The sequence below is a fragment of the Nocardioides sp. R-C-SC26 genome, from assembly GCF_021246465.1.
Lineage (GTDB): Bacteria > Actinomycetota > Actinomycetes > Propionibacteriales > Nocardioidaceae > Nocardioides.
In genome coordinates this window covers 1-18,784 of the sequence record NZ_JAHRHK010000028.1, presented here as the reverse complement: position 1 = coordinate 18,784, position 18,784 = coordinate 1, and the positions used below count along the sequence as shown (strand labels likewise).

The 18,784-nt window shown below is 70.4% G+C and carries 19 protein-coding genes; 9 read left to right on the top strand and 10 right to left on the bottom strand.

The window, feature by feature from the left end:
* Positions 1 to 136 precede the first annotated feature (136 nt).
* The gene (locus tag KSO97_RS16860; RefSeq protein ID WP_232681036.1) at positions 137 to 1,510 is read left to right on the top strand and encodes a metallophosphoesterase; all 1,374 of its coding nucleotides are present in this window, start codon (positions 137 to 139) and stop codon (positions 1,508 to 1,510) included.
* Positions 1,511 to 1,544: 34 nt separating this feature from the next.
* Here the strand turns inward: KSO97_RS16860 and KSO97_RS16855 are convergent, their stop codons facing one another.
* The 3 genes from KSO97_RS16855 to KSO97_RS16845 all read right to left on the bottom strand — a co-directional run bounded on the left by KSO97_RS16855 (position 1,545) and on the right by KSO97_RS16845 (position 4,276).
* Positions 1,545 to 2,153: a DUF1992 domain-containing protein gene (locus tag KSO97_RS16855; RefSeq protein ID WP_232681034.1), complete on the bottom strand. Its 609-nt coding sequence runs from the start codon at positions 2,151 to 2,153 to the stop codon at positions 1,545 to 1,547.
* A 209-nt stretch (positions 2,154 to 2,362) separates the two neighbouring features.
* Positions 2,363 to 3,613 (bottom strand): lipase family protein, encoded by a 1,251-nt coding sequence (locus KSO97_RS16850; protein ID WP_232681031.1) that lies wholly within the window; start codon positions 3,611 to 3,613, stop codon positions 2,363 to 2,365.
* Positions 3,614 to 3,664: 51 nt separating this feature from the next.
* Positions 3,665 to 4,276 carry a nitroreductase family protein gene (locus KSO97_RS16845; protein ID WP_232681030.1) on the bottom strand — a complete coding sequence of 204 codons (612 nt, stop codon included), beginning with the start codon at positions 4,274 to 4,276 and terminating at the stop codon, positions 3,665 to 3,667.
* Between the two features lie 113 nt (positions 4,277 to 4,389).
* On the opposite strand from KSO97_RS16845, the gene KSO97_RS16840 reads away from it, so the two are divergent.
* Positions 4,390 to 5,796 (top strand): cytochrome P450, encoded by a 1,407-nt coding sequence (locus tag KSO97_RS16840; RefSeq protein WP_232681028.1) that lies wholly within the window; start codon positions 4,390 to 4,392, stop codon positions 5,794 to 5,796.
* A gap of 30 nt (positions 5,797 to 5,826) precedes the next feature.
* On the opposite strand, the gene KSO97_RS16835 is transcribed toward KSO97_RS16840, so the two are convergent.
* The 5 genes from KSO97_RS16835 to KSO97_RS16815 form a co-directional block, all read right to left on the bottom strand.
* Entirely contained in the window at positions 5,827 to 6,918 is a 1,092-nt protein-coding gene (locus KSO97_RS16835; protein ID WP_232681024.1) for a diacylglycerol kinase, read from the bottom strand.
* Positions 6,919 to 7,038: 120 nt separating this feature from the next.
* On the bottom strand, positions 7,039 to 8,196 hold the full coding sequence (locus KSO97_RS16830) for a sulfotransferase (RefSeq protein WP_232681023.1): 1,158 nt from the start codon (positions 8,194 to 8,196) through the stop codon (positions 7,039 to 7,041).
* Between the two features lie 133 nt (positions 8,197 to 8,329).
* Complete coding sequence (locus KSO97_RS16825; RefSeq protein WP_232681020.1) at positions 8,330 to 9,172, bottom strand: SDR family oxidoreductase; 843 nt, start codon at positions 9,170 to 9,172, stop codon at positions 8,330 to 8,332.
* The gene (locus tag KSO97_RS16820) at positions 9,169 to 10,362 is read right to left on the bottom strand and encodes a hypothetical protein (protein WP_232681019.1); all 1,194 of its coding nucleotides are present in this window, start codon (positions 10,360 to 10,362) and stop codon (positions 9,169 to 9,171) included. Before KSO97_RS16820 ends, KSO97_RS16825 begins: the two co-directional genes overlap by 4 nt.
* On the bottom strand, positions 10,359 to 11,243 hold the full coding sequence (locus KSO97_RS16815) for a TIGR03619 family F420-dependent LLM class oxidoreductase (RefSeq protein ID WP_232681017.1): 885 nt from the start codon (positions 11,241 to 11,243) through the stop codon (positions 10,359 to 10,361). The genes KSO97_RS16820 and KSO97_RS16815 overlap by 4 nt, the downstream gene beginning before the upstream one ends.
* A 46-nt stretch (positions 11,244 to 11,289) precedes the next feature.
* On the opposite strand from KSO97_RS16815, the gene KSO97_RS16810 reads away from it, so the two are divergent.
* From KSO97_RS16810 to KSO97_RS16800, 3 genes are all read left to right on the top strand, one after another.
* Positions 11,290 to 11,742, top strand: a complete 453-nt coding sequence (locus KSO97_RS16810; protein WP_232681014.1) for a nuclear transport factor 2 family protein — start codon at positions 11,290 to 11,292, stop codon at positions 11,740 to 11,742.
* Between the two features lie 3 nt (positions 11,743 to 11,745).
* Complete coding sequence (locus KSO97_RS16805; protein ID WP_232681012.1) at positions 11,746 to 12,246, top strand: nitroreductase family deazaflavin-dependent oxidoreductase; 501 nt, start codon at positions 11,746 to 11,748, stop codon at positions 12,244 to 12,246.
* Positions 12,247 to 12,363: 117 nt separating this feature from the next.
* Positions 12,364 to 12,939, top strand: coding sequence for a hypothetical protein (locus tag KSO97_RS16800; RefSeq protein ID WP_232681011.1), 576 nt, complete (start codon positions 12,364 to 12,366; stop codon positions 12,937 to 12,939).
* A 19-nt stretch (positions 12,940 to 12,958) separates the two neighbouring features.
* Here the strand turns inward: KSO97_RS16800 and KSO97_RS16795 are convergent, their stop codons facing one another.
* The gene (locus tag KSO97_RS16795; RefSeq protein WP_232681009.1) at positions 12,959 to 13,852 is read right to left on the bottom strand and encodes a DMT family transporter; all 894 of its coding nucleotides are present in this window, start codon (positions 13,850 to 13,852) and stop codon (positions 12,959 to 12,961) included.
* 39 nt (positions 13,853 to 13,891) lie between these two features.
* Between KSO97_RS16795 and KSO97_RS16790 the strand changes: the two genes are divergently transcribed.
* Both KSO97_RS16790 and KSO97_RS16785 read left to right on the top strand, forming a co-directional pair.
* On the top strand, positions 13,892 to 14,407 hold the full coding sequence (locus KSO97_RS16790) for a MarR family winged helix-turn-helix transcriptional regulator (RefSeq protein ID WP_232681007.1): 516 nt from the start codon (positions 13,892 to 13,894) through the stop codon (positions 14,405 to 14,407).
* A 52-nt stretch (positions 14,408 to 14,459) separates the two neighbouring features.
* Positions 14,460 to 14,921 (top strand): NUDIX hydrolase, encoded by a 462-nt coding sequence (locus KSO97_RS16785; protein WP_232681005.1) that lies wholly within the window; start codon positions 14,460 to 14,462, stop codon positions 14,919 to 14,921.
* 133 nt (positions 14,922 to 15,054) lie between these two features.
* Here KSO97_RS16785 and KSO97_RS16780 read toward each other — a convergent pair whose 3' ends face one another.
* A complete protein-coding gene (locus KSO97_RS16780; RefSeq protein ID WP_232681004.1) occupies positions 15,055 to 15,774 on the bottom strand; it encodes an aspartate/glutamate racemase family protein in 720 nt (239 codons plus the stop codon).
* Between the two features lie 76 nt (positions 15,775 to 15,850).
* Here KSO97_RS16780 and KSO97_RS16775 point away from each other — a divergent pair, with 76 nt between their 5' ends.
* Entirely contained in the window at positions 15,851 to 16,756 is a 906-nt protein-coding gene (locus tag KSO97_RS16775; RefSeq protein WP_232681001.1) for a LysR family transcriptional regulator, read from the top strand.
* Positions 16,757 to 16,944: 188 nt separating this feature from the next.
* The coding region (gene dnaK / locus KSO97_RS16770) for a molecular chaperone DnaK (RefSeq protein ID WP_232680999.1) at positions 16,945 to 18,784 on the top strand (1,840 nt) is incomplete at its 3' end.

Sequence of the window (18,784 nt, the reverse complement as noted above, 5' to 3'; positions counted from 1 at the left end):
AGAAACCTCGCGTTCCCCGACGTCGTCGGCTCGCGGGACGGCACGTGCGAGGCCGCAACGTCCTGGGACCGCAGTAACCTCGTGAGGTCAGCGGCTCCCGGCGGGGGCCGATATCTCGGGAGTGGGGAGGCCGTACATGCCTCTGAGCCGCCGCCACGTGGTCGCGACGTCGCCCGCCGCGACGGGCGCCGTCTCCGCGGGGGCCGTCGCGGCGCTGGCGAGCCAGCGCGAGGGCACCACGTTCGCGGCCGACCGGGCGCCGAAACCGCGCGTCGACTCCGACGACGCCGCCCTCGTCACGTTCGTCTCGACCGCCGACCTGTTCAACGGCGACGTCGGCGACCTCTCCGTGCTGCCGACCTGGGACGGCGGGCCCAACTCCATCAACGACTCCTGGCGGCGCGCCATCGACGACGCGCTCGGCGCCGTCGCGGCGCACCGGCCGGCCGCCGTCCTGGTGGCTGGTGACCTGGTCGAGGGGCACTGGAACATCGACAGCGACGATCGCCGCGTCTTCGGCGAGGTCAGCCAGCTCAGCGACCCGCTCAGCCTGGATCGCACGCGCCAGGCGATCACGACCGCGGGCGGCGTCTACTACGGGCAGTACGTCGACCGGTTCGTCGAGCGTGGCCTGTGGTTGCTCCCGGCCGTCGGCGACCACGAGCTGCTCGACGACGGACGCGGCGCGCTCGATGACCGGTGGTCGCCGCGCGGCGTCGTCTCAGGTGGGGTGCGCGACGGGGAGCCCGACAACCGCTACCACCTCGTGCCGCACTGCAAGCAGGTGTGGGCCGACCACTTCACCCGGCCCGGTGGCGCCCACCTCTATCGCAACCGGCCCGTCGGGACACCGCAGGAGTCGACCGCCTACGCCGTCGACTTCGGTCGGGCGCTACGCGTCATCACCGTCGACGTCTTCGACCACACGCCGGCCGGCGTGCGCCTCGGTGTGTTCGGCGGGCAGCTCACCTGGCTGCGACGCATGATCCGCACGGCCAAGCGCGCGGGGCGCGTCGTCGTCGTGCAGGGCCATATCCCCATCACCGCTCCGTACCGCTGGCTAGCCTCGGGTCAGCTCCGCGTGCCGCAGGCGCGCGACTCCGGGCTCTACCGGGTCCTCGCCGAGGAACGCGCCGACTTCTACTTCTGCGGAGAGGTGCACGACACCACCGTGCAGCAGCGCGGCCCCGTGGCCCCGGTGCAGGTCAGCCACGGGTCGATCTTCCGCTACGCCTTCAACTTCCTCGTCGGGCGCGTCTACGCGGGGGGCGTCACCCGGCTGGACTACTACGAGATGACGGTCGAACGCGCGAGCCTGGAGCGCGGGCTCTGGTCGTGCGACGCCGCCAAGCGCCAGCGCACCGAGATCGAGTACGGCGCGCCTGTGCTGATGGGCCAGCTCATCGCACAGGGCGGGCGGGTGCTCGAGCGCACCGGCAAGCTCGCCGTCTACCAAGGCCGTACCGACGTGCTCGGCTACCGAGGGAACCTGCACCCCGAGGTGATCTGACTCTCGCGGTCTGGGCGGCCGAGGCCGGCGCTGGTCAGTCGGATCGACGGCGTCGCCACCAGCGACGCCGTCTCGACCGTGTCGTCGCCACCTCGCCGGCCACGGCGCGGGCCGCCACCCGAGCGGCGCGGCGCTCGTACCAGCCGGCCAGGGTGCTCTCGACATCGCGCGGCATGGTGATGAGGGGCGGGCCCTCGGGCACGCCGTACCGGGCGCGGATGACGCGCTCGTTGAAGTCCTCGATCGCCGCACGCGCCTCGGCGGGCGAGCCGAGCGTGTCGAGACGGGCGTCGAGCTCGGCGTCGTCCTTGCGCAGTTGCAGGCTGGCGGGAAGGACCGCGACCCGCTCGCGTTCGATCAGCTTCTTCAGCCACCAGTCGGGATCGTGGTCGCCGCCCAGACCCTCGATCGGCCTGCCGGCGCCCGGGAGGTCGTCGAACTCGCCCCGAGCCATCGCGACCCTGATCTGCTGATCGACCCAGGAAGCCTGCATCTGGGCCCGAGCAGCGGCCGCGGCCCTACCGGCGGCTCGGGACTCCCCGGCACCGGTCTGCTTCTCGCTGGCCGCATCGTCGGCTCCGTGCGCGTCGCCGTCTGCGCTCGGCTCGACGTCGTCGACCTGCTGTTCCTCCGGCTCGGTCATCGGCACTCACCTCGCGTCCACCTTAGGCCGCTGGCGCTCAGCGCGGGGCGGTGACGTGGTCCCACTTTCGGACCGGGAGGTGCGGGTGGGCGGTGAGCTACTCACGGTTCGAACGCGGCGAATCCTGAGTAGGTCACCGCCCACTCGTCGCAACCCTCACAAGGTCACCGCCCGCCCGGGCGCGACCGCCCCTGCGGCGCCGCGTGACGTCAGCCTCGGAAGAGACGCTTCACGAAGGGCACGGAGTCGGGCAGGGACTGCTTCATCGTCGAGTTGTGGTTGCCCGGGTAGACACGGAACGTGACGTCGGCGCCGCCGGCGGTCAGGCGAGCCGCGTAGAGCGCGGTGGTCTCCATCGGCACGTCGAGGTCGGTGATGCCGTTGGCCATGAAGATCGGCTTCTCGAAGCTCGTCTCGGGCATGCCCATGTAGGAGCGCGCTGCCTGGACGAAGCCGGGAAGTGTCGCGAGCGGACGGGAGAACATCTGACCGATCGCCGTACCCGACACGGACTTCGCGTACTCGTCACCGCACTGCTCGAGCGCGAGCCTGAGGAAACGCTTGCCGGTGGCCGACAGAGCGCTGGGGATGTTCAGCTCCGGATGCACGTAGTGCATGCCGGCGAGGATGTAGCCGACGTAGGACGTCAGGTGCGAGCTGACGTCGACCGGCGCGACGCCGGGGCCGAGGGCGGAGATGAGGAGCTCGATGTAGGCCGGGGTGCCCGTACCGACTCCGCCGCGGAAGTCCAGCGACCGTCCGCCGAACTCGGTGGCGTACGACGCCGTCGCGATGGCGGCGCCGCCACCCTGCGACTGGCCGATCACCACCCACGCGTTGCTCAGCCGCTCCGCGGTCGCCAGGTCCGGGTTCAGCCGACGCGCCGCCTTCACCATGTCCACGACGCTGTGCGCGGTGGTGGTCGCATCGAGATAGGGGTGCTTGCCAGGCGTGCCGAGGCCGACGTAGTCGCTCGCCACGACCGCATAGCCCTGGCTCATCCAGGTCTTGAGGTAGGCGAAGTCGCGCGCGGGCAGGGCGGGGCCGATTCGCGACGGGGCGCACTTGTCGGCGAGGCCCGAGGTGCCGTGGGCCCAGGCGACGACCGGCCATCCCCCGTCGGGAGCGGTGCCGCGAGGCAGGAAGACGGTGCCCGTGCTGGTGGCCTTGGCACCGAACGGGTCGGTCGTGACGTAGGTGAGCCTCAGGGCGCGCTTGGTGCCTGGGATCCACAGCGATCGCTTGAGTGGCCCGACATCGAGCACGGAGCCGACCGGGCCGACCGGGCCGACCGGGCCGACCGGGCGGGCCGCCGATGCGGGGGTCTCGGCGCTGGGGTGCGTCGTGCCGTCGGACGCCCCCAGGGCATCGGCGCTGTCGAGCGCGGAGCCGCTGATCAGTGAGGCGGAGAGGGACGCGGCGAGACCGGCAGCGACGAGACGGAGGCGGGGTGAGCTCACGGCGTCCCAACGACGACTCGCCGTGGCGGGTCACGGGTGACGGAGCCTCGGCTACCAGCCGCCGCGGTGGACGACGTCGCGCCAGGGCGTGCGGGCGCGGCGAGTGGGGGAGCCCTGGGCGCCGGTGGTATGCGGGCGTGGCGCCGGATGGCCGATGGTGATGACGCCGATCGGGTCGTGGGAGTGGGGTATGGCGAACTCCTCCCGCAAGCGCGGCAGACGGCCGGGCGCGGTGCCGAAGAAGCACGCGCCGAGGCCGGCGTCGGTCACCGTCTGCAGGATCAGCAGGCTCGCCATCGCGGCGTCGAGGTGCCAGTACGGCATCGCCCACCGCGACTCGTCGCGCTCGGTCCACCCTTTGTCCGGCTCGGCGTACCGGTCGAGATAGGCCTGCTTGCTGCTGCACGGCAGCACGACGACGGGCGCGCGCATCATCCCCGCGAGCCACCGGTCGGGTGTGTCGACGTCGTCGCTGCTGGCGCGCCAGAACCGCTCGACGTCGGCGGGGGTGTCCAGGACGAGGAAGGCCCAGCCCTGGCTGAATCCGGCGTTCGGAGCCCGGGTCGCGTTGTCGAGGGCGCGGTCGAGGATCGCGACGTCGCCCGGCTCGTCGGTGTAGGCGCGCACCATCCGGCGCCGGCGGACGACGTCCTGGAACTCCATGGCCGGCGATCGTACGCACGTGCGTCGCACGACGTCGCCGGACGTCGTGACGCTCGGCCGACTCCTACCGTGGGCGGATGCCGCTGGTCCGGACCCTCATCTAGCCTCACCGGATGAGCACCCAGCAGTCGCGGCTTGGCGACCTCCCGGACACCGACGTGGCCGAGCTGACGGCGTCGCGGTTCCGCGACACGAACGCGGTCGGCGGAGGCACGCCGCCGCCACCGCCGGACGCCGCGCTGCCGCCAGGCCCGGGCTGGCCCGCGATCGCGCAGACCGTGGCGCTGATGCGCTTCCGGCACTGGCTGCACCCGTGGGCCCAGCGCACCTACGGCGACACCTTCACTCTCCGGCTCATCCCGGGTGGACGGCCGCTCGTGCTCGTGACGCGGCCCGAGCACACCAAGGAGATCTTCGCCGGCGACCCCGAGGTCTTCCACGCCGGCAAGGGCAACGCCGTCCTCGGCCCGATCATGGGCCGCCACTCGCTGCTGCTGCAGGACTCGGTGGAGCACAAGCGCGCCCGCACCCTGCTGATGCCGGCCTTCAGCGGTCAGGCACTCAAGGGCTACCAGACCCTGGTGGAGGACCTGGCCCGCGACGAGGTGGCGCACTGGCCCGACGGCGTCCGGTTCCGATCGCTGGATCGGATGAACGCCCTGACGCTCGAGGTGATCCTGCGCGTCGTCTTCGGCGTGACCGATGAGAGGCGGCTGCGTGCGCTGCGGCCGCGGGTCAACGCCACGGTCGACGTCAGCCCTGCGGTGCTGCTCGGGTGGAGCTACCCGCGGTTGAACCGCTTCGGCATGTGGAAGCGGGCGGTGGAGAACCAGTACGAGCTCGACCGGCTGATGTACGCCGAGATCCGCGACCGTCGCGCCGCGCCCGACGTCGCCGAGCGCACCGACGTCCTTTCGCGACTGATCTGCATCGGGGAGGAGCAGGGCGACCCGCTCTCCGACGTCGAGCTGCGCGACCAGCTCGTGACGCTGCTGCTCGCCGGCCACGAGACGACCGCGACCGCGCTGGCGTGGGCGCTCTACGAGCTCGGCCGTCACCCCGACCTCCACGCCCGCACCGTGCGCGCCGTCGTCGAGGGTGACGACGCGTGGTTGGAGGCGGTGCTCAAGGAGTCGATGCGGCTCCACCCGGTGATCCCGATGGTCGTGCGCACGCTGATGAAGCCGGCCACCATCGCGGGTCATCACCTCCCCGCGGGCACGACGGTCGGCCCATCGATCGTCGTCACCCACCAGCGCGACGACCTCCACCCCGATCCGGAGGTCTTCCGGCCCGAGCGGTTCCTGGGTCAGAACCCCGCCCCGAACAGCTGGATCCCGTTCGGCGGCGGCGTCCGTCGCTGCATCGGTGCCGGGTTCTCGGTGATGGAGGGCGTCGCAGTACTGCGCGAGGTGTTCCGCCACCTCGACGTCGAGGCGGTGGGTCGCGACGTTCCGAAGGTCCGCAACATCACCTCGGTGCCGCGCGACGGCGCGACCATCCGGGTGCGCCGCCGCTGAGCTCGGACCCAGGCTCAGCGGCAGCCGGGTTCAGCGGATCGTGCCGACCCCGGGGATCAAGGGCAGGTCGAGGGCGGTCACCCAGCCCGGTGCCAGGTCGTTGACGTACGGCACGGCGTTGAGCGCGCGCAGTCCGGTGGCCAGGCACCCGGCGACGGCGGGCGCGCGGCCCGAGCCGTCGGTGAACCGGAAGGCGGTCTCCTGGCTGATCGAGGGGGAGCCCTCGATGTCGACGCGGTACACGTCGTCGCCCGAACCGGCGGGCCACTCCGGCGCGGCGTCCAGGCCGATCCGGTTGACGTGCTCGAGGGTGATCACCTCGCGACCCTGGTAGACGCCGTTGATGGTGAAGCGGATCGCCGCGACGTTGCCGGCCTCGACGACGCCCTTCGCCGTCGGGCGGTCGGTGGGGGTCACCCACTTCTCCCACGTGGTGGTGATGTCGTCGAGCTCGATGCCGGCGGCGCTCGCCATCATCGGCACGGTCGCCCCCCACGCCATGATCAGCAGGTCGGGGATCTCCAGCAGCGGGGTGAACTCCGGCGGGCGACCGATGCCCATCTCGTCCTCGTAGTCACCCTCGTAGTCGGTGTAGTCGAGCAGCTCGCTGGCCCGCACCGAGTCGACGCGGCCGCACAACCCCATCAGGGTCAGGGGGAACAGGTCGTTGGCGAACCCGGGGTCGATACCGGTGGTGAAGCACGAGGCGCCGCCCTCGGCGCACGCCTCCTCGATCGGCGTACGCCACGGCGGAGGGATCTGGGTCATCTGCGGCCACACCCACGGTGTCATCGCGGTGGAGCAGACGTCGATCCCGGCGCGCAGGAACGCCGTGATCACGCGGATGTTGTCGTCGGCGTACTGAGCGGTCGGCCCGTAGTGCACCAGGGCGTCCGGGCGCAGCGCGACGAGCGCGTCGACGTCGTCGGTGCAGATCACCCCCGTCGGCCCGCCGGGCAGGCCGCACACCTCGGCGACGTCCTTACCGACCTTCGCAGGATTGCTCACCCCGACGCCGACCAGCTCGAAGGCCGGGTGCCCGGCCGCCGGGGCGATCTCGGCGATCACCATGCTGCCGACGACACCGGTGCCCCAGACGACGATGCGCTTCTTCTCACTCATGGTTCTCTCCTGGTTCACGGTTGCAGCGGCGGCTCGGTGGTCGGGCTCGGTTCCGGTGGTCGAGCGTGTCGAGACCGCCATCTCGACGAGCTCGATGACCGGGTGGTGCTCGATGAGCGGTCAGCGGTCGAACGCCGACCGGACCTCGTCCTCGGTGAGGCCGTAGTCGGCTAGGTCGTAGCGGTGCGAGGGCTTCGCGGCGCCCTCCTTGGACTCACGGTCGATCTCGGTGACCGCCGCCTCGGCGTCGGCGGTGAAGTCCAGGCCGAACTGGTCGTAGAGCCCGCGCACGGTGCCGAGCGGGTCGGCCAGCAGATCGCGGAACGCGACGTCGGCGAACTGCGCCTGGTCATAGCGCGGCCGGGCGTCGTGGAAGGAGTGGTAGGCCCGTGACCAGAGGTCGAGCTGGGTCTCGCCGATCGTGCGCCCCACGTAGGTGGTGGAGTGCCCGTCGGTGGTCTCGGCCGAGAGCGAGCAGGACGAGGCGATGCACACCACCGGATCGCGGTGGGTGTAGACGATCAGCGCGTCGGGATAGACGCTCATCAGCGCGTCGAGTGCCGTCATGTGCGAGGGGTTCTTCAGCACCCAGCGCTTCTCCGGGTCGTTGAGCCCGACGAGCTGCAGGTTCTGCTTGTGGCGGGCGTAGGCATCGGTCCAGTCCTGGGACTTCAACCACTCGGTGTAGCGCGGGATGTTGGCCAACGACTCATACGAGTTCGACTTGCCGGTCTGCCGCAGCAGGCGCCAGCACTCCTCCACCGTCGTGGCGTCCATGTAGTGGATCCCCATGAACTCGGGGCTCTCGACGTGGTGGGCCGAGAACGCCTGCTGCATGGCGGAGAAGATGGGGTCGTCGTCCCATGTCTCGCGCGGCGGACGTGGCTGCGGGTACTGCGTCAGCCACATCTCCAGGCCCTGTGCTGCCGGGTCGGCGTGCAGCAACCGATGCAGGGCGGTGGTGCCGGTGCGCGGCAGACCCATCACGAAGATCGGCCGCTCGATCGGGACGTCGGCGTGCTCGGGGCGCGCGTTGAACTGCGCCTGGGTGAGCAGGACGCCGACGAGCGCGCTCTTGACCTCCGAGCGCTGGAAGTAGTTGCCACGCGGCGTCAGGCCGGCCTCGGGTGATGCGAGGTCCTCCGCGAGGACTCGCAGGCCCTCCTCGTGACCGCCCGGCCCGAAGTCGGACATCCCGGTGGTGCGTTGCGCGGCGACGACGATGTCCTCATAGGACCCGACGTCGGGGCGCTCGCGCATCATGATGTTGTCGGTCATGGAGGGTTTCCTTTCGACTCGCTGGGTTTCGACGCGGCCCTCACGACCTCGTTCCTCGGTCGTGGGCCTTGCTCAACCTTCGTTCCGGTACGACTGAGCCGGAGGCGACCTCGTTCCTCGGTCGCTCTCCTGCTCAGTCGTGGAACTCGCCGCAGTCGACGGTGAGCATCTGGCCGGTGACCGCCGACGCGAGGTCGGAGGCGAGGAAGAGCGTCGCGCGGGCGACCTCCTCGGAGGAGGCGAGGCGCTGCAGGTCGGTCGGGGCGGCCTTGTCGGCGTAGACCTCCTCGTGGGTCTTGCTCTCCACCGCGGCGAGGAAGTCGAAGTAGCCACGGTTGACGTCCTCGTAGATGTAGGACGGCGCGACGCTGTTCACCCGGATGCCGCGCGGGCCGAGCTCGGTCGCGAGCGAGGAGGCAAGGTGCTCCAGCGCGCCCTTGCTCAACTTGTAGCCGGCGTACTCGGGCTGGCTGGAGAAGGAGACGCAGGAGTTGAGCATGATGATCGAGCCGTGGGACTCCGCGAGCGCGTCGGCGAACAGAGCCGAGAGGCGCAGTGGCGCGAACACGTTGGTCTCGTTGACCTTCGCGAGCTTCTTCGGGTCGATCTGGGTGATGGGGTCCATCGGCGGGATCGCGAAGGCGTTGTTGATCACGCAGTCGACGCGGCCGAACGCCTCGAGGGTCTTGTCGCGCAGGTTCGCGCGGGAGTCCTCGTCGGTGACGTCGGTGACGACGCTGACGGCGCGGACGCCGAGTGCCTCGACCTCGGCCTGCAGCTCGACGAGGCGGGCCTCGGTGCGGCTGGCCAGCACCAGGTCGGCCCCCATCCGGGCGGCCTCGATGGCGAGCGACCGCCCGAGGCCCGGGCCGATGCCCGAGATGACCAGCACCTTGCCGGCCAGCACCGGTGCGGGGGTGTAGCGCTCCTCGATCGAGGTGTCGTGGGCGGCGGCGTAACCAAGCTCGGTGCTCAACTGATCATCCTTCGGGAAACGGAGCGCTCGCGAGCGGCGATGCGCGCTGCGTACTCCTCGGCGGTGAGTGGGGTGAAGTGCGGGAGGTGCTGGTCGACCTCGTCGACGGGCACGATCTGGATCGTCGGGCCGTCGTCCTCCTGGGTGAGGTCGCGGGTGAGCTGCTGCCAGCGCAGCATCATCGATCCGGTGCGGTGGCCGGTCGTCTCGAGCCAGTTCGCGATCGGGCTCCCGCTGGGCGGACGCTCGGAGATGACGAAACGCATCACGCCGTCAGGGTCGGTGACGGCCTGAGACTTGGTGAGGGAGGTCTGGTGCGTCTCGTAGTCGGTCGAGACGTACCAGTCCGAACCGATCTGGATCCCCTGGTAGGTGCAGTCGTCGCACCGCGGCACCGAGACGATCATCGCCTGGTCGTCGTCCAGCTCGTAGTGGCCGATCGCCGAGCGCTGCGAGGAGAGCCCGCCCGGCGTCGACTGCGGCGGCGTCAGGGTGTTGACCGGCTCCTTGTACTGGAAGAACTGGGGGAAGGCGAACCAGGTCTGGATGCTCGCGGTGATGCTGCGTGCCGCCACGTCGTACTTCTTGGTGAGCAGCTCGCGGCTCAGCGGCCTGGCCGGCTGGCCGGCGGTGTCGGTGCGCTCGATCCAGATCGTCCCGCGCTCCTCGGTGTCCCAGTCGCAGAACACCTCGCGCACGATCATGGTCTTCGCACCCGCCTCGGCGACGTAGGTGAACTCGAAGTTCCCGTCCTCGTCGAGGTCGAGCTCGCGATCGTCGAAGGCCATCATCGACGTCGCGGCCGACGTCGCGGTGTAGGCGCCGCCCATCACCTGGAACGACAGGTCGGCGCTGGTGCCGCGCCGTCCGCGGATCACGTACTCCACGCCCTCGCGCAGGTAGGCGTTGAAGTAGATCGCGTCGGGGTTGTCCAGGCCCTGGCGGGAGAACTGGTGGGTCGGGTTCACGAACAGCGGGCGGTCGAGGTCGTAGTCGAACGCCGTCTGCATCGCCATCCGGATCCGGCCGGCGAGGTAGTCGTAGCCCTCGAGGAGATCCTGGTCGGTGCGGATGAACGGCGCGGCCGCGATCAGCCGCTCGCCCTCGGCGATCGCCTCGCGCAGCGACGCGGTGAGATCCCAGGAGCCGTCGGTGCCTTCGATGCCGTTCACCAGATCCGGGGAGCTCATCGGTTCACCTTCTCGATGATGTTCTCCGCGTAGGCCTCGAGGTTCTTGATCTTGGCGTCGAGCGGCTCGGTGTCGGGACCCTTGATGTAGGGCACCCGGAAGCCGACGATGCAGTCGGTGACGCCCTTGTCCTCCAAGCGCTTGATGCCGTCGACGGTGTAGGCGTCGTAGGAGATGACGTGCACCTCGAACTCGTCGGGGCCGCGGGTGTCGCCTTCTTCGGCGCGGATCTCCGCGAGCCGGGTCAGCAGGCGGTCCAGCTCCTCGCCGTCGCCGCCCGCGTGCATCCAGCCGTCGCCCAGCCGGACGGCGCGGCGCAGCGCGGCGTCCACGTGACCGCCGACCAGCAGCGGGATCCGCTCCGTCGGCGCCGGGCACTGCTTGAGCGAGTCGACCTCGTAGAACTCACCGTCGTAGGAGAAGAACTCCCCCGAGGTCAGTCCACGCAGGATCTCCATGCACTCGTCCATCCGCTTGCCTCGGCGCTCCCACGGCACGCCCAGATTCGCGAAGTCCTCCGGCCACGGCGAGATGCCGACGCCGAGACCAAGCCGGTTGCCGGACAGGAACGCCAGCGACGAGGCCTGCTTGGCCACGAGCACCGGTGGGCGCACCGGCAGCTTCAGCACGAACGGCGTCAGGCGCAGTGTGGTGGTGTGTGCGAACAGGTGCGCGCACAGCACCATCGTCTCGATGAACTCCTTGCCGTCGAGGAACTCACGGTCTCCGGTGTCGGTGTAGGGGTACTTGGAGTCGGAGATCTCGGGATAGATCAGCGAGTCCGCGACCGTCATCGACGTGTAACCGGCTGCCTCGGCAGCCTGGGCGAGCGGGGCGTAGTACTCGGCGCGCGTCATCGCCTCGGCGTAGGAAAACCTCACGGCCCGAACACTAGAACGTGTTCTAGATTTCTGCCAGGGTATCGGCGTGGACCTCCAGGAGATCAGTGACCGTCTCGAGATCGCCGACGTCATCACGCGCTACACGCGCGCGATCGACACCGGGGAGTGGGATCGCCTCGACACGGTGTTCACCCCCGACGCCCAGATCGACTACACCGAGTCCGGCGGCATCAGTGCCGGCTTCGACCAGGTGAAGCCCTGGCTCGCCGAGATGCTCCCGGCGTTCTTCCCGCACCGGATGCACACGATCGGCCAGGTCGAGATCGTCTTCGACGCCGACTCTCTCGCCGGTGACGGCACGCCGGGCCGGGCCGCCGTCACGGCCTACTTCGACAACCCGATGCCCATGGACGACGGCGCCGGCGGCACCAAGATCGTCGAGATCGGCGGGCTCTACCACCACCAGATGGTGCGCACCGACGATGGCTGGCGCAGCCGGCAGCTCCACGAGCAGGTCGTCTGGAAGAGGGGCCTGTAAGTCGTGGCGAAGGAGATGAGCGCGGAGGAGCTGGAGAAGCGCAAGAAGGCGCTCGCGTCGCCGGCCACCGCGAAGATCATCAAGTTCGGGGCGAAGGCGCAGGTCAAGGTCTTCCGACTGACCAACGGGCGGATCGGTTCGAAGTGGCGCATCGGTGCGGGCTTCAAGAAGCCGGTGCCGACGCTGTTGCTCGACCACGTCGGACGCAAGTCGGGCACCACCTTCACCACGCCGTTGCTCTACCTCGTCGACGAGGATCGCCTCGTCATCGTCGGGTCCCAAGGCGGTCTGCCGAAGGATCCGCAGTGGGTCGCGAACCTGCGGGCCACCCCCGACACCACCGTCCACCTCCGCGGCGGACGACGTCAGGTGCGGGCTCGCGTGGCGGACGCCGTCGAGCGCGCCGAGCTGTGGCCGCGGCTGGTCGAGCTCTACGCCGACTTCGACACCTATCAGGCCACGACGGACCGCGTGATCCCCGTCGTGATCCTCGATCCTCGTTGACCCGTCTTGAAGTGGAGACGGGTCAACGGCCGGCTCGAGGTCGACCCGTCTTGAAGTAGAGACGGGTCAACGCAAGACGGGCTTGGTCGCGACGCGGCGAGGCGTGAGAATGCACCCGTGAGCGAGGACACCCCCCAGTCGATGCCGCCCGGCCGCCCGGTCATCGCCGGCTTGGTGGCGCTGGTGGGGGTCGCCGTCGTCGTGGGCGCGATCGTCGGGGTTGCAGCGCTCATCGGCACCCGGGCACTGGGGATCGGTGACGCCGAGTCCGACGGCGGTGCCACCGCGCAGGCGACGCTGTTCGTGCCGGCACCCACGGACACGTTCGCGGGCACCGACCCCTACATCACGCTCTCGGGCACGCCCACGCCGGTGATCCCCGAGCAGCCCGAGCCCACCGAGGAGACGACTGAGGACGCCGAGCCCACGATCACGCTCCAGGCGGGCCAGAGCGCGGTCGGCCCGATGGAGCGCATCGACCTGAGCGGCGTCTACGCCGACGGCGAGGGTGCGGTGCTGCAGGTCCAGCAGTTCAGCGGCGGCGAGTGGACCGACTTCCCCGTGACGGCATCGGTCTCGGGCGGGTCGTTCGGAACCTACATCCAGGCCGGCGCGATCGGCCTGAACAGGTTCCGCGTCTACGACACCGAGAAGGAGCTGGCCTCCAACGAGGTCGAGGTGCGGATCGGCTGACGGCCCCGCACGCTTCGGGTCAGCGGACCACGGGTGGCGGGGGAGCAGCCTCGGCGCGGCGGCGTCGGGTCTGACGCTGCCCGAGCAGGACGCCGCTGAGCACCAGGCCCATGCCGAGCGCCTGCCACCACCCGAAGGTCTCGCCGACCAGGGCGACGCCGAGCACGGTGCCCATCACCGGGTTGAGCAGGCCCAGCAACGACACCGCGCCCGCGGGCAGATTGCGCAGGCCGTAGAACCAGCACGTGTAGGCCAGGATCGTGCCCATCACGCCGATCCAGATGTAGCCGCCGAGCGCGGCAGCGTCGATCTTCGGTGGCGCGCCCTCGACGATCAGCGCCACCGGCAGCAACACCAGGCCGCCGACGACCAACTGCCACGAGACCAGCGTCAGCATCGGCACCTCGACGGGCCATCGCTTGACCAGGACGAAGCCGAGGCCGGAGACGGCCACCGAGCCGAACGCGCCGATCAGGCCGAGCGCGGTCACGCCGTCGGGTGATTGCAACACCAGCAGCATGACGCCGGTGAGACCGGTCAGCGCGCCGGCCAGTCGCGCCGTCGTCGCACGCTCGCCGATGAGCAGGAACGCCAGCGCCATCACGGCCAGCGGCGACGTCGCCTGCACGGTCGCGGCGAGGCCGCCGGGCAGGTGGTAGGCGGAGAGGAAGATCAGCGGGAAGAACGCGCCGATGTTGCAGATGCCGAGCACGGCCGCGCGCCACCACCAGTCGCCGCGCGGCAGTGTGCGTTGGACGGCGAGAAGGAGCAGGCCCGCGGGCAGGGCCCGGACGAGGGCCGCGAACAGGGGCCGGTCGGGCGGCAGGAACTCCTCGGTCACGTAGTAGGTCGTGCCCCACGCCAACGGCGCGACGCTGGCGATCAGCGCCGTACGTGTCGTAGAAGTTTCCACGGAAGAGACTTTATCTTCCTTGTCAGATAAAGTCGAGCCATGGACGAGCGAGGTCGGTCCGACACGCGTGACCACGTCGGCAGGATCCTGGCCCAATGGGCTGTGGAGCGGCCCGACCTCGACGTCTCGCCGATGGGCGTCATCGGGCGTCTCCACCGCCTCGCAGCCGTGCTCGAGGCGGAACTGCGCCCCGTCTTCGCCGACGCGGGACTGCGCGACGGCGACTTCGACGTGCTCGCCACCCTGCGTCGTGCCGGAGACCCGTACGAGCTGACGCCCGGCGAGCTCGCCGCCACCACGATGGTCACCTCCGGCGCGGTCACCAAGCGGGTCGACCGCCTCATCGACCAGGGCCTCGTCGAGCGCAGGGTCTGCGCGGACGACGCTCGCTCCCGGCGGATCCGGCTGACCGCCGCCGGCCTCGCGCTCGTCGACGACGTCGTCGAGCGGCACGTGGCCAACGAGCACCGCCTCGTCGCCGGCCTCTCCGCGCTCGACCGTGCGCGACTGGCCGAACTCCTCGAGCGCTGGGGGCGCCAGCTCGACGGTGACTGACGTGCGGCTCGCGCACCTCGGCCACCGCCGCCGGTTGAGGCACGATGGCGCAGTGCCGCTGGACTACACCGAGTACGACACCCGCCTCGCCGCGTACGCCGTCTGCGTGCAGGAGCGCGACGGCGCACCGCACGTGCTGCTGGCGCTGTGGAACGAGACGGCGGAACCGCGATGGTCGCTGCCGGGCGGCGGGGTCGAGCTCGACGAGACGCCGGAGCAGGGCGCGGTGCGGGAGGTGCAGGAGGAGGCCGGGTACGACGTCGTCCTCGACGGTCTACTGGGGGTTCACACCCGGGTGATCCCGCCCCGGGACCGGCTCTCGGGCAGCCCGCGGCCCCTGCGAGCGGTCATGGTGATCTATGCGGCCACGATCGTCGGCGGCGAGCTGCGACCGGAGGTGGGCGGGACGACCGACGAGTGCCGCTGGTGGCCGCTGGCAGACGTCGCGCAGCTGCCGCGGGTCTCCACGGTCGACGCGGCGCTGCGGTTCTGGCGGGCGGGCGACCGCGGCTGACGGAGTGGTCTCGTGACGCCCCTCGTTCCTCGGGGCCTCGACCACCGGCTCCGGGGGTCTCGACGAGCACCGACGACCGGGATCCGCCGGTCGGGAAGGTCGCTCTGCGAGCGTCGGGAGACCGCGTGAGATGTCAGGCGGCGGTCAGACGCGGCAGGGGAGTCAACCCCAGCGCGAGGTCGGCGAGGTGGTCGGCGTGCGCGGACGCCGAGTCGATCGTCGGCAACGGAGCCTGGTCGGTCGAGACCAGGAGTCCGATCTCGGTGCAGGCCAGCACGACCGCGTCGGCGCCGGCGTCGCCGAGCCGTCGCATGATGCGCACGTAGTTCGCCCGTGAGCTGTCGACCAGTCGGCCGCGGGTGAGCTCGTCGAAGATCACGCGGTCGACCTCGACCCGCTCGTCGGCGTCGGGCACCACGACGTCGATGCCGTGCCGCGCGAGGCGCTCGGCATAGAAGGTCTCCTCCATCACCCAGCGCGCCCCCATCAGGCCGAGCGTGCGCCAGCCCTCCCGGGCGGCGACCGCCGCGACGGCGTCGGCGATGTGGACGACGGGCACCTCGACCGCGCGCTCGACGTCGGGGAAGTTCTTGTGCATCAGGTTGGTGCAGATCGCGACGAGGTCGGCGCCGCCGGCCACGCAGCGTCGTCCGGCCTGAGCCAGCAACGCGCCGGACGCCGTCCAGTCGCCGTCGAGCTGGCAGGAGCGGATCTGGTCGAAGTCCAGTGACTGCAGCGCGACCTGGGCGGAAGCATGACCGCCGCGTGTGGCGGCGACGCGCTCGTTGAGGCGCTGGTAGTAGGTCATCGTGGAGTGCCACGACATGCCGCCGATGAGTCCGATCGTGAGCATGGGTCCAGCGTGGCGGGCTGGGATGATCCAAGGAATACCTGTTCTGATTGGTCGTCGCATAAGTCATGCTTGGGTTATGGACTCGCGACGCCTTCTCATCCTGCGCGACGTCGTGCGCGCCGGGTCGCTCAGCGCGGCGGCCCGGGAGCTGGGGTGGACGCAGCCGGCCGTGAGTCAGCACGTCGCGCGCCTCGAGCGCGATGCGGGCATGCCGCTGCTGGTGCGCGGCCCCGGTGGTGTCGTGCCGACCGAGGCGGGGGCGGTGCTGATCCGCCGCGCCGACGCGATCGCGGCGGAACTCCGCGCGGCCGAGGAGGAGATCGGTCAACTCGCGCAGTTGAGTGCGGGGCGCGTGAGCCTGCTCGCCTTCCCCTCAGCTGCGGCGACGCTGGTGCCGGACGCCGTCGCGGCGCTGGCGGCCGATCACCCCGGGGTCGAGGTGAGGTTCGACGAGCAGGAGCCGCCCGAGGCGATCGCCGCGGTGCAGGCCGGCGACGCCGACCTCGCCCTCGTGTTCGGTTACGACGCTGCGCCCGAGGGGCTCGGCGCGCTGGTGTGGCGCGCGCTCTTCGAGGAGTCGATGTACCTGGTCGCTCCGCGGTCGGCTCGGGCAGCCGACCGCGCGGCAGGCGAGGGGCTGGCCGCCTGGGCGGACGCCGACTGGGTCGGCGGCTGCGCACGGAGCCGCACCCATCTCATCGAGGTGTGCGACCGGGCCGGCTTCGCTCCCCGGATCCGCTACACCACCGACGACTACGTCGTGGTGCAGAACCTCGTCGCTCGCGGGCTCGGGGTGACGGCGCTGCCGGCATCGGCGTTGGCCGCCTACCGGCACCCCGAGGTGGACGCCGTGCCCCTCGGCGTGTTCGGCCGCCGTCGGGTCGGTGTGATCCACCGTCCCGGAGCCGAGGCCGTGCCGGCGTCCGCGGCGTTGATGGAGCGTCTCCATCGGCAGGCGAGCGCCGCGGACGGCGCGCCCTGACCCTCCGCGCCACCGCCGACGAGGGGTGCGAAGAGCGCCTCGCGGAGCCGGAATAGGCGGGGCGCATCGTGGGTTGAGTCGGACATCGAGAAGTTGAGTTGGACCGACTCAACTTATCTGTCAGAATCTCAGGCATCGGGTCCGCCGCGGCGGGTCCAGCCACCCACACCCAACGCGGAGGAACTTCCATGGCACGTGCAGTCGGTATCGACCTCGGCACGACGAACAGCGTCGTCGCCGTCCTCGAAGGTGGCGAGCCCACCGTCATCGCGAACGCCGAGGGCGCGCGTACGACGCCGTCGGTCGTCGCGTTCGCCAAGTCCGGTGAGGTCTTGGTCGGCGAGGTCGCCAAGCGCCAGGCCGTCACCAACGTCGACCGCACCATCCGCTCGGTCAAGCGCCACATGGGCACGGACTGGAAGCAGGAGATCGACGACAAGCCGTTCACGCCGCAGCAGATCAGCGCGTTCGTGCTGCAGAAGCTCAAGCGCGACGCCGAGGCCTACCTGGGCGAGACCGTCACCGACGCCGTCATCACGGTGCCGGCCTACTTCTCCGACTCACAGCGCCAGGCGACCAAGGAGGCCGGTGAGATCGCCGGCCTCAAGGTCCAGCGCATCGTCAACGAGCCCACCGCGGCCGCCCTGGCCTACGGCCTGGACAAGGGCGAGGACCAGACCATCCTGGTCTTCGACCTCGGCGGCGGCACGTTCGACGTCTCGCTGCTGGAGATCGGCGAGGGCGTCGTGGAGGTCAAGGCCACCAGCGGCGACAACCACCTCGGTGGCGACGACTGGGACAACCGGATCGTCGACTGGATGATCAAGAAGTTCAAGGACAACAACGGCGTCGACCTCGGCGCCGACAAGATCGCCAAGCAGCGCCTCCAGGAGGCGGCGGAGAAGGCCAAGATCGAGCTCTCGAGCTCGAGCGAGACCACCGTGCACCTGCCCTACATCACCCACGGCGAGTCCGGCCCGCTGCACTTCGAGGAGAAGCTCACGCGTGCGGAGTTCCAGAAGCTGACCTCCGACCTGCTCGACCGCACCAAGGTGCCGTTCCAGCAGGTGCTCAAGGACGGCGGCGTCGCGGTCTCCGCGATCGACCACGTCGTCCTCGTGGGCGGCTCGACCCGCATGCCCGCGGTGGCCGAGGTCGTCAAGGAGCTGCTCGGCGGCAAGGAGCCCAACAAGGGCGTCAACCCCGACGAGGTCGTCGCGATCGGCGCCGCCCTGCAGGCCGGCGTGCTCGCGGGCGAGGTCAAGGACGTGCTGCTGCTCGACGTCACCCCGCTCTCGCTCGGCATCGAGACCAAGGGCGGTGTGATGACCAACCTGATCGAGCGCAACACCACGATCCCGACCAAGCGCTCGGAGATCTTCACCACCGCCGACGACAACCAGCCCTCGGTGGAGATCAAGGTCGCCCAGGGCGAGCGCCAGATGTGGTCGCAGAACCAGCCGCTCGGCAACTTCGAGCTCACCGGCCTTCCCCCCGCGCCGCGCGGCGTTCCGAAGATCGAGGTCACCTTCGACATCGACGCGAACGGCATCGTCCACGTGACCGCCAAGGACCAGGCCTCCGGCAAGGAGCAGTCCATGACGATCTCCGGCGGCTCGGCGCTGAGCAAGGACGACATCGACCGGATGGTCCGCGAGGCCGAGCAGTATGCCGAGGAGGACGCCAAGCGCCGCGAGTCGGTCGAGGCCCGCAACCAGGCCGACAGCCTCGTCTACAGCACCGAGAAGTTCCTGACCGACAACGAGGACAAGATCCCCGCCGAGGTCGCGACCGAGGTGCGCGGCGACCTCGACGAGCTCAAGGCGGTCCTCGAGAACGAGGACGCCGACGCCGAGACCATCGGTGCGGCCGTCGCCAAGCTCGGGGAGTCCAGCCAGAAGATGGGCGCTGCGATGTACGCCGCCGCCGAGGCCGAGCAGGCCGCCGCCGGCGGCAACACCGGGGCGACGGGCGAGTCCGACGACGACGTCGTGGACGCCGAGGTAGGCGACCAGGGAGGCGGGGGGG

Coding starts and splice junctions, on each gene's coding strand:
- KSO97_RS16860 (WP_232681036.1), top strand. CDS start 137: ATGCCTCTGAGCCGCCGCCACGTGGTCGCGACGTCGCCCGCCGCGACG.
- KSO97_RS16775 (WP_232681001.1), top strand. CDS start 15,851: ATGGACTCGCGACGCCTTCTCATCCTGCGCGACGTCGTGCGCGCCGGG.
- KSO97_RS16820 (WP_232681019.1), bottom strand. CDS start 10,362: ATGAGCTCCCCGGATCTGGTGAACGGCATCGAAGGCACCGACGGCTCC.
- KSO97_RS16840 (WP_232681028.1), top strand. CDS start 4,390: ATGAGCACCCAGCAGTCGCGGCTTGGCGACCTCCCGGACACCGACGTG.
- KSO97_RS16845 (WP_232681030.1), bottom strand. CDS start 4,276: ATGGAGTTCCAGGACGTCGTCCGCCGGCGCCGGATGGTGCGCGCCTAC.
- KSO97_RS16790 (WP_232681007.1), top strand. CDS start 13,892: ATGGACGAGCGAGGTCGGTCCGACACGCGTGACCACGTCGGCAGGATC.
- KSO97_RS16780 (WP_232681004.1), bottom strand. CDS start 15,774: ATGCTCACGATCGGACTCATCGGCGGCATGTCGTGGCACTCCACGATG.
- KSO97_RS16830 (WP_232681023.1), bottom strand. CDS start 8,196: ATGACCGACAACATCATGATGCGCGAGCGCCCCGACGTCGGGTCCTAT.
- KSO97_RS16835 (WP_232681024.1), bottom strand. CDS start 6,918: ATGAGTGAGAAGAAGCGCATCGTCGTCTGGGGCACCGGTGTCGTCGGC.
- KSO97_RS16855 (WP_232681034.1), bottom strand. CDS start 2,153: ATGACCGAGCCGGAGGAACAGCAGGTCGACGACGTCGAGCCGAGCGCA.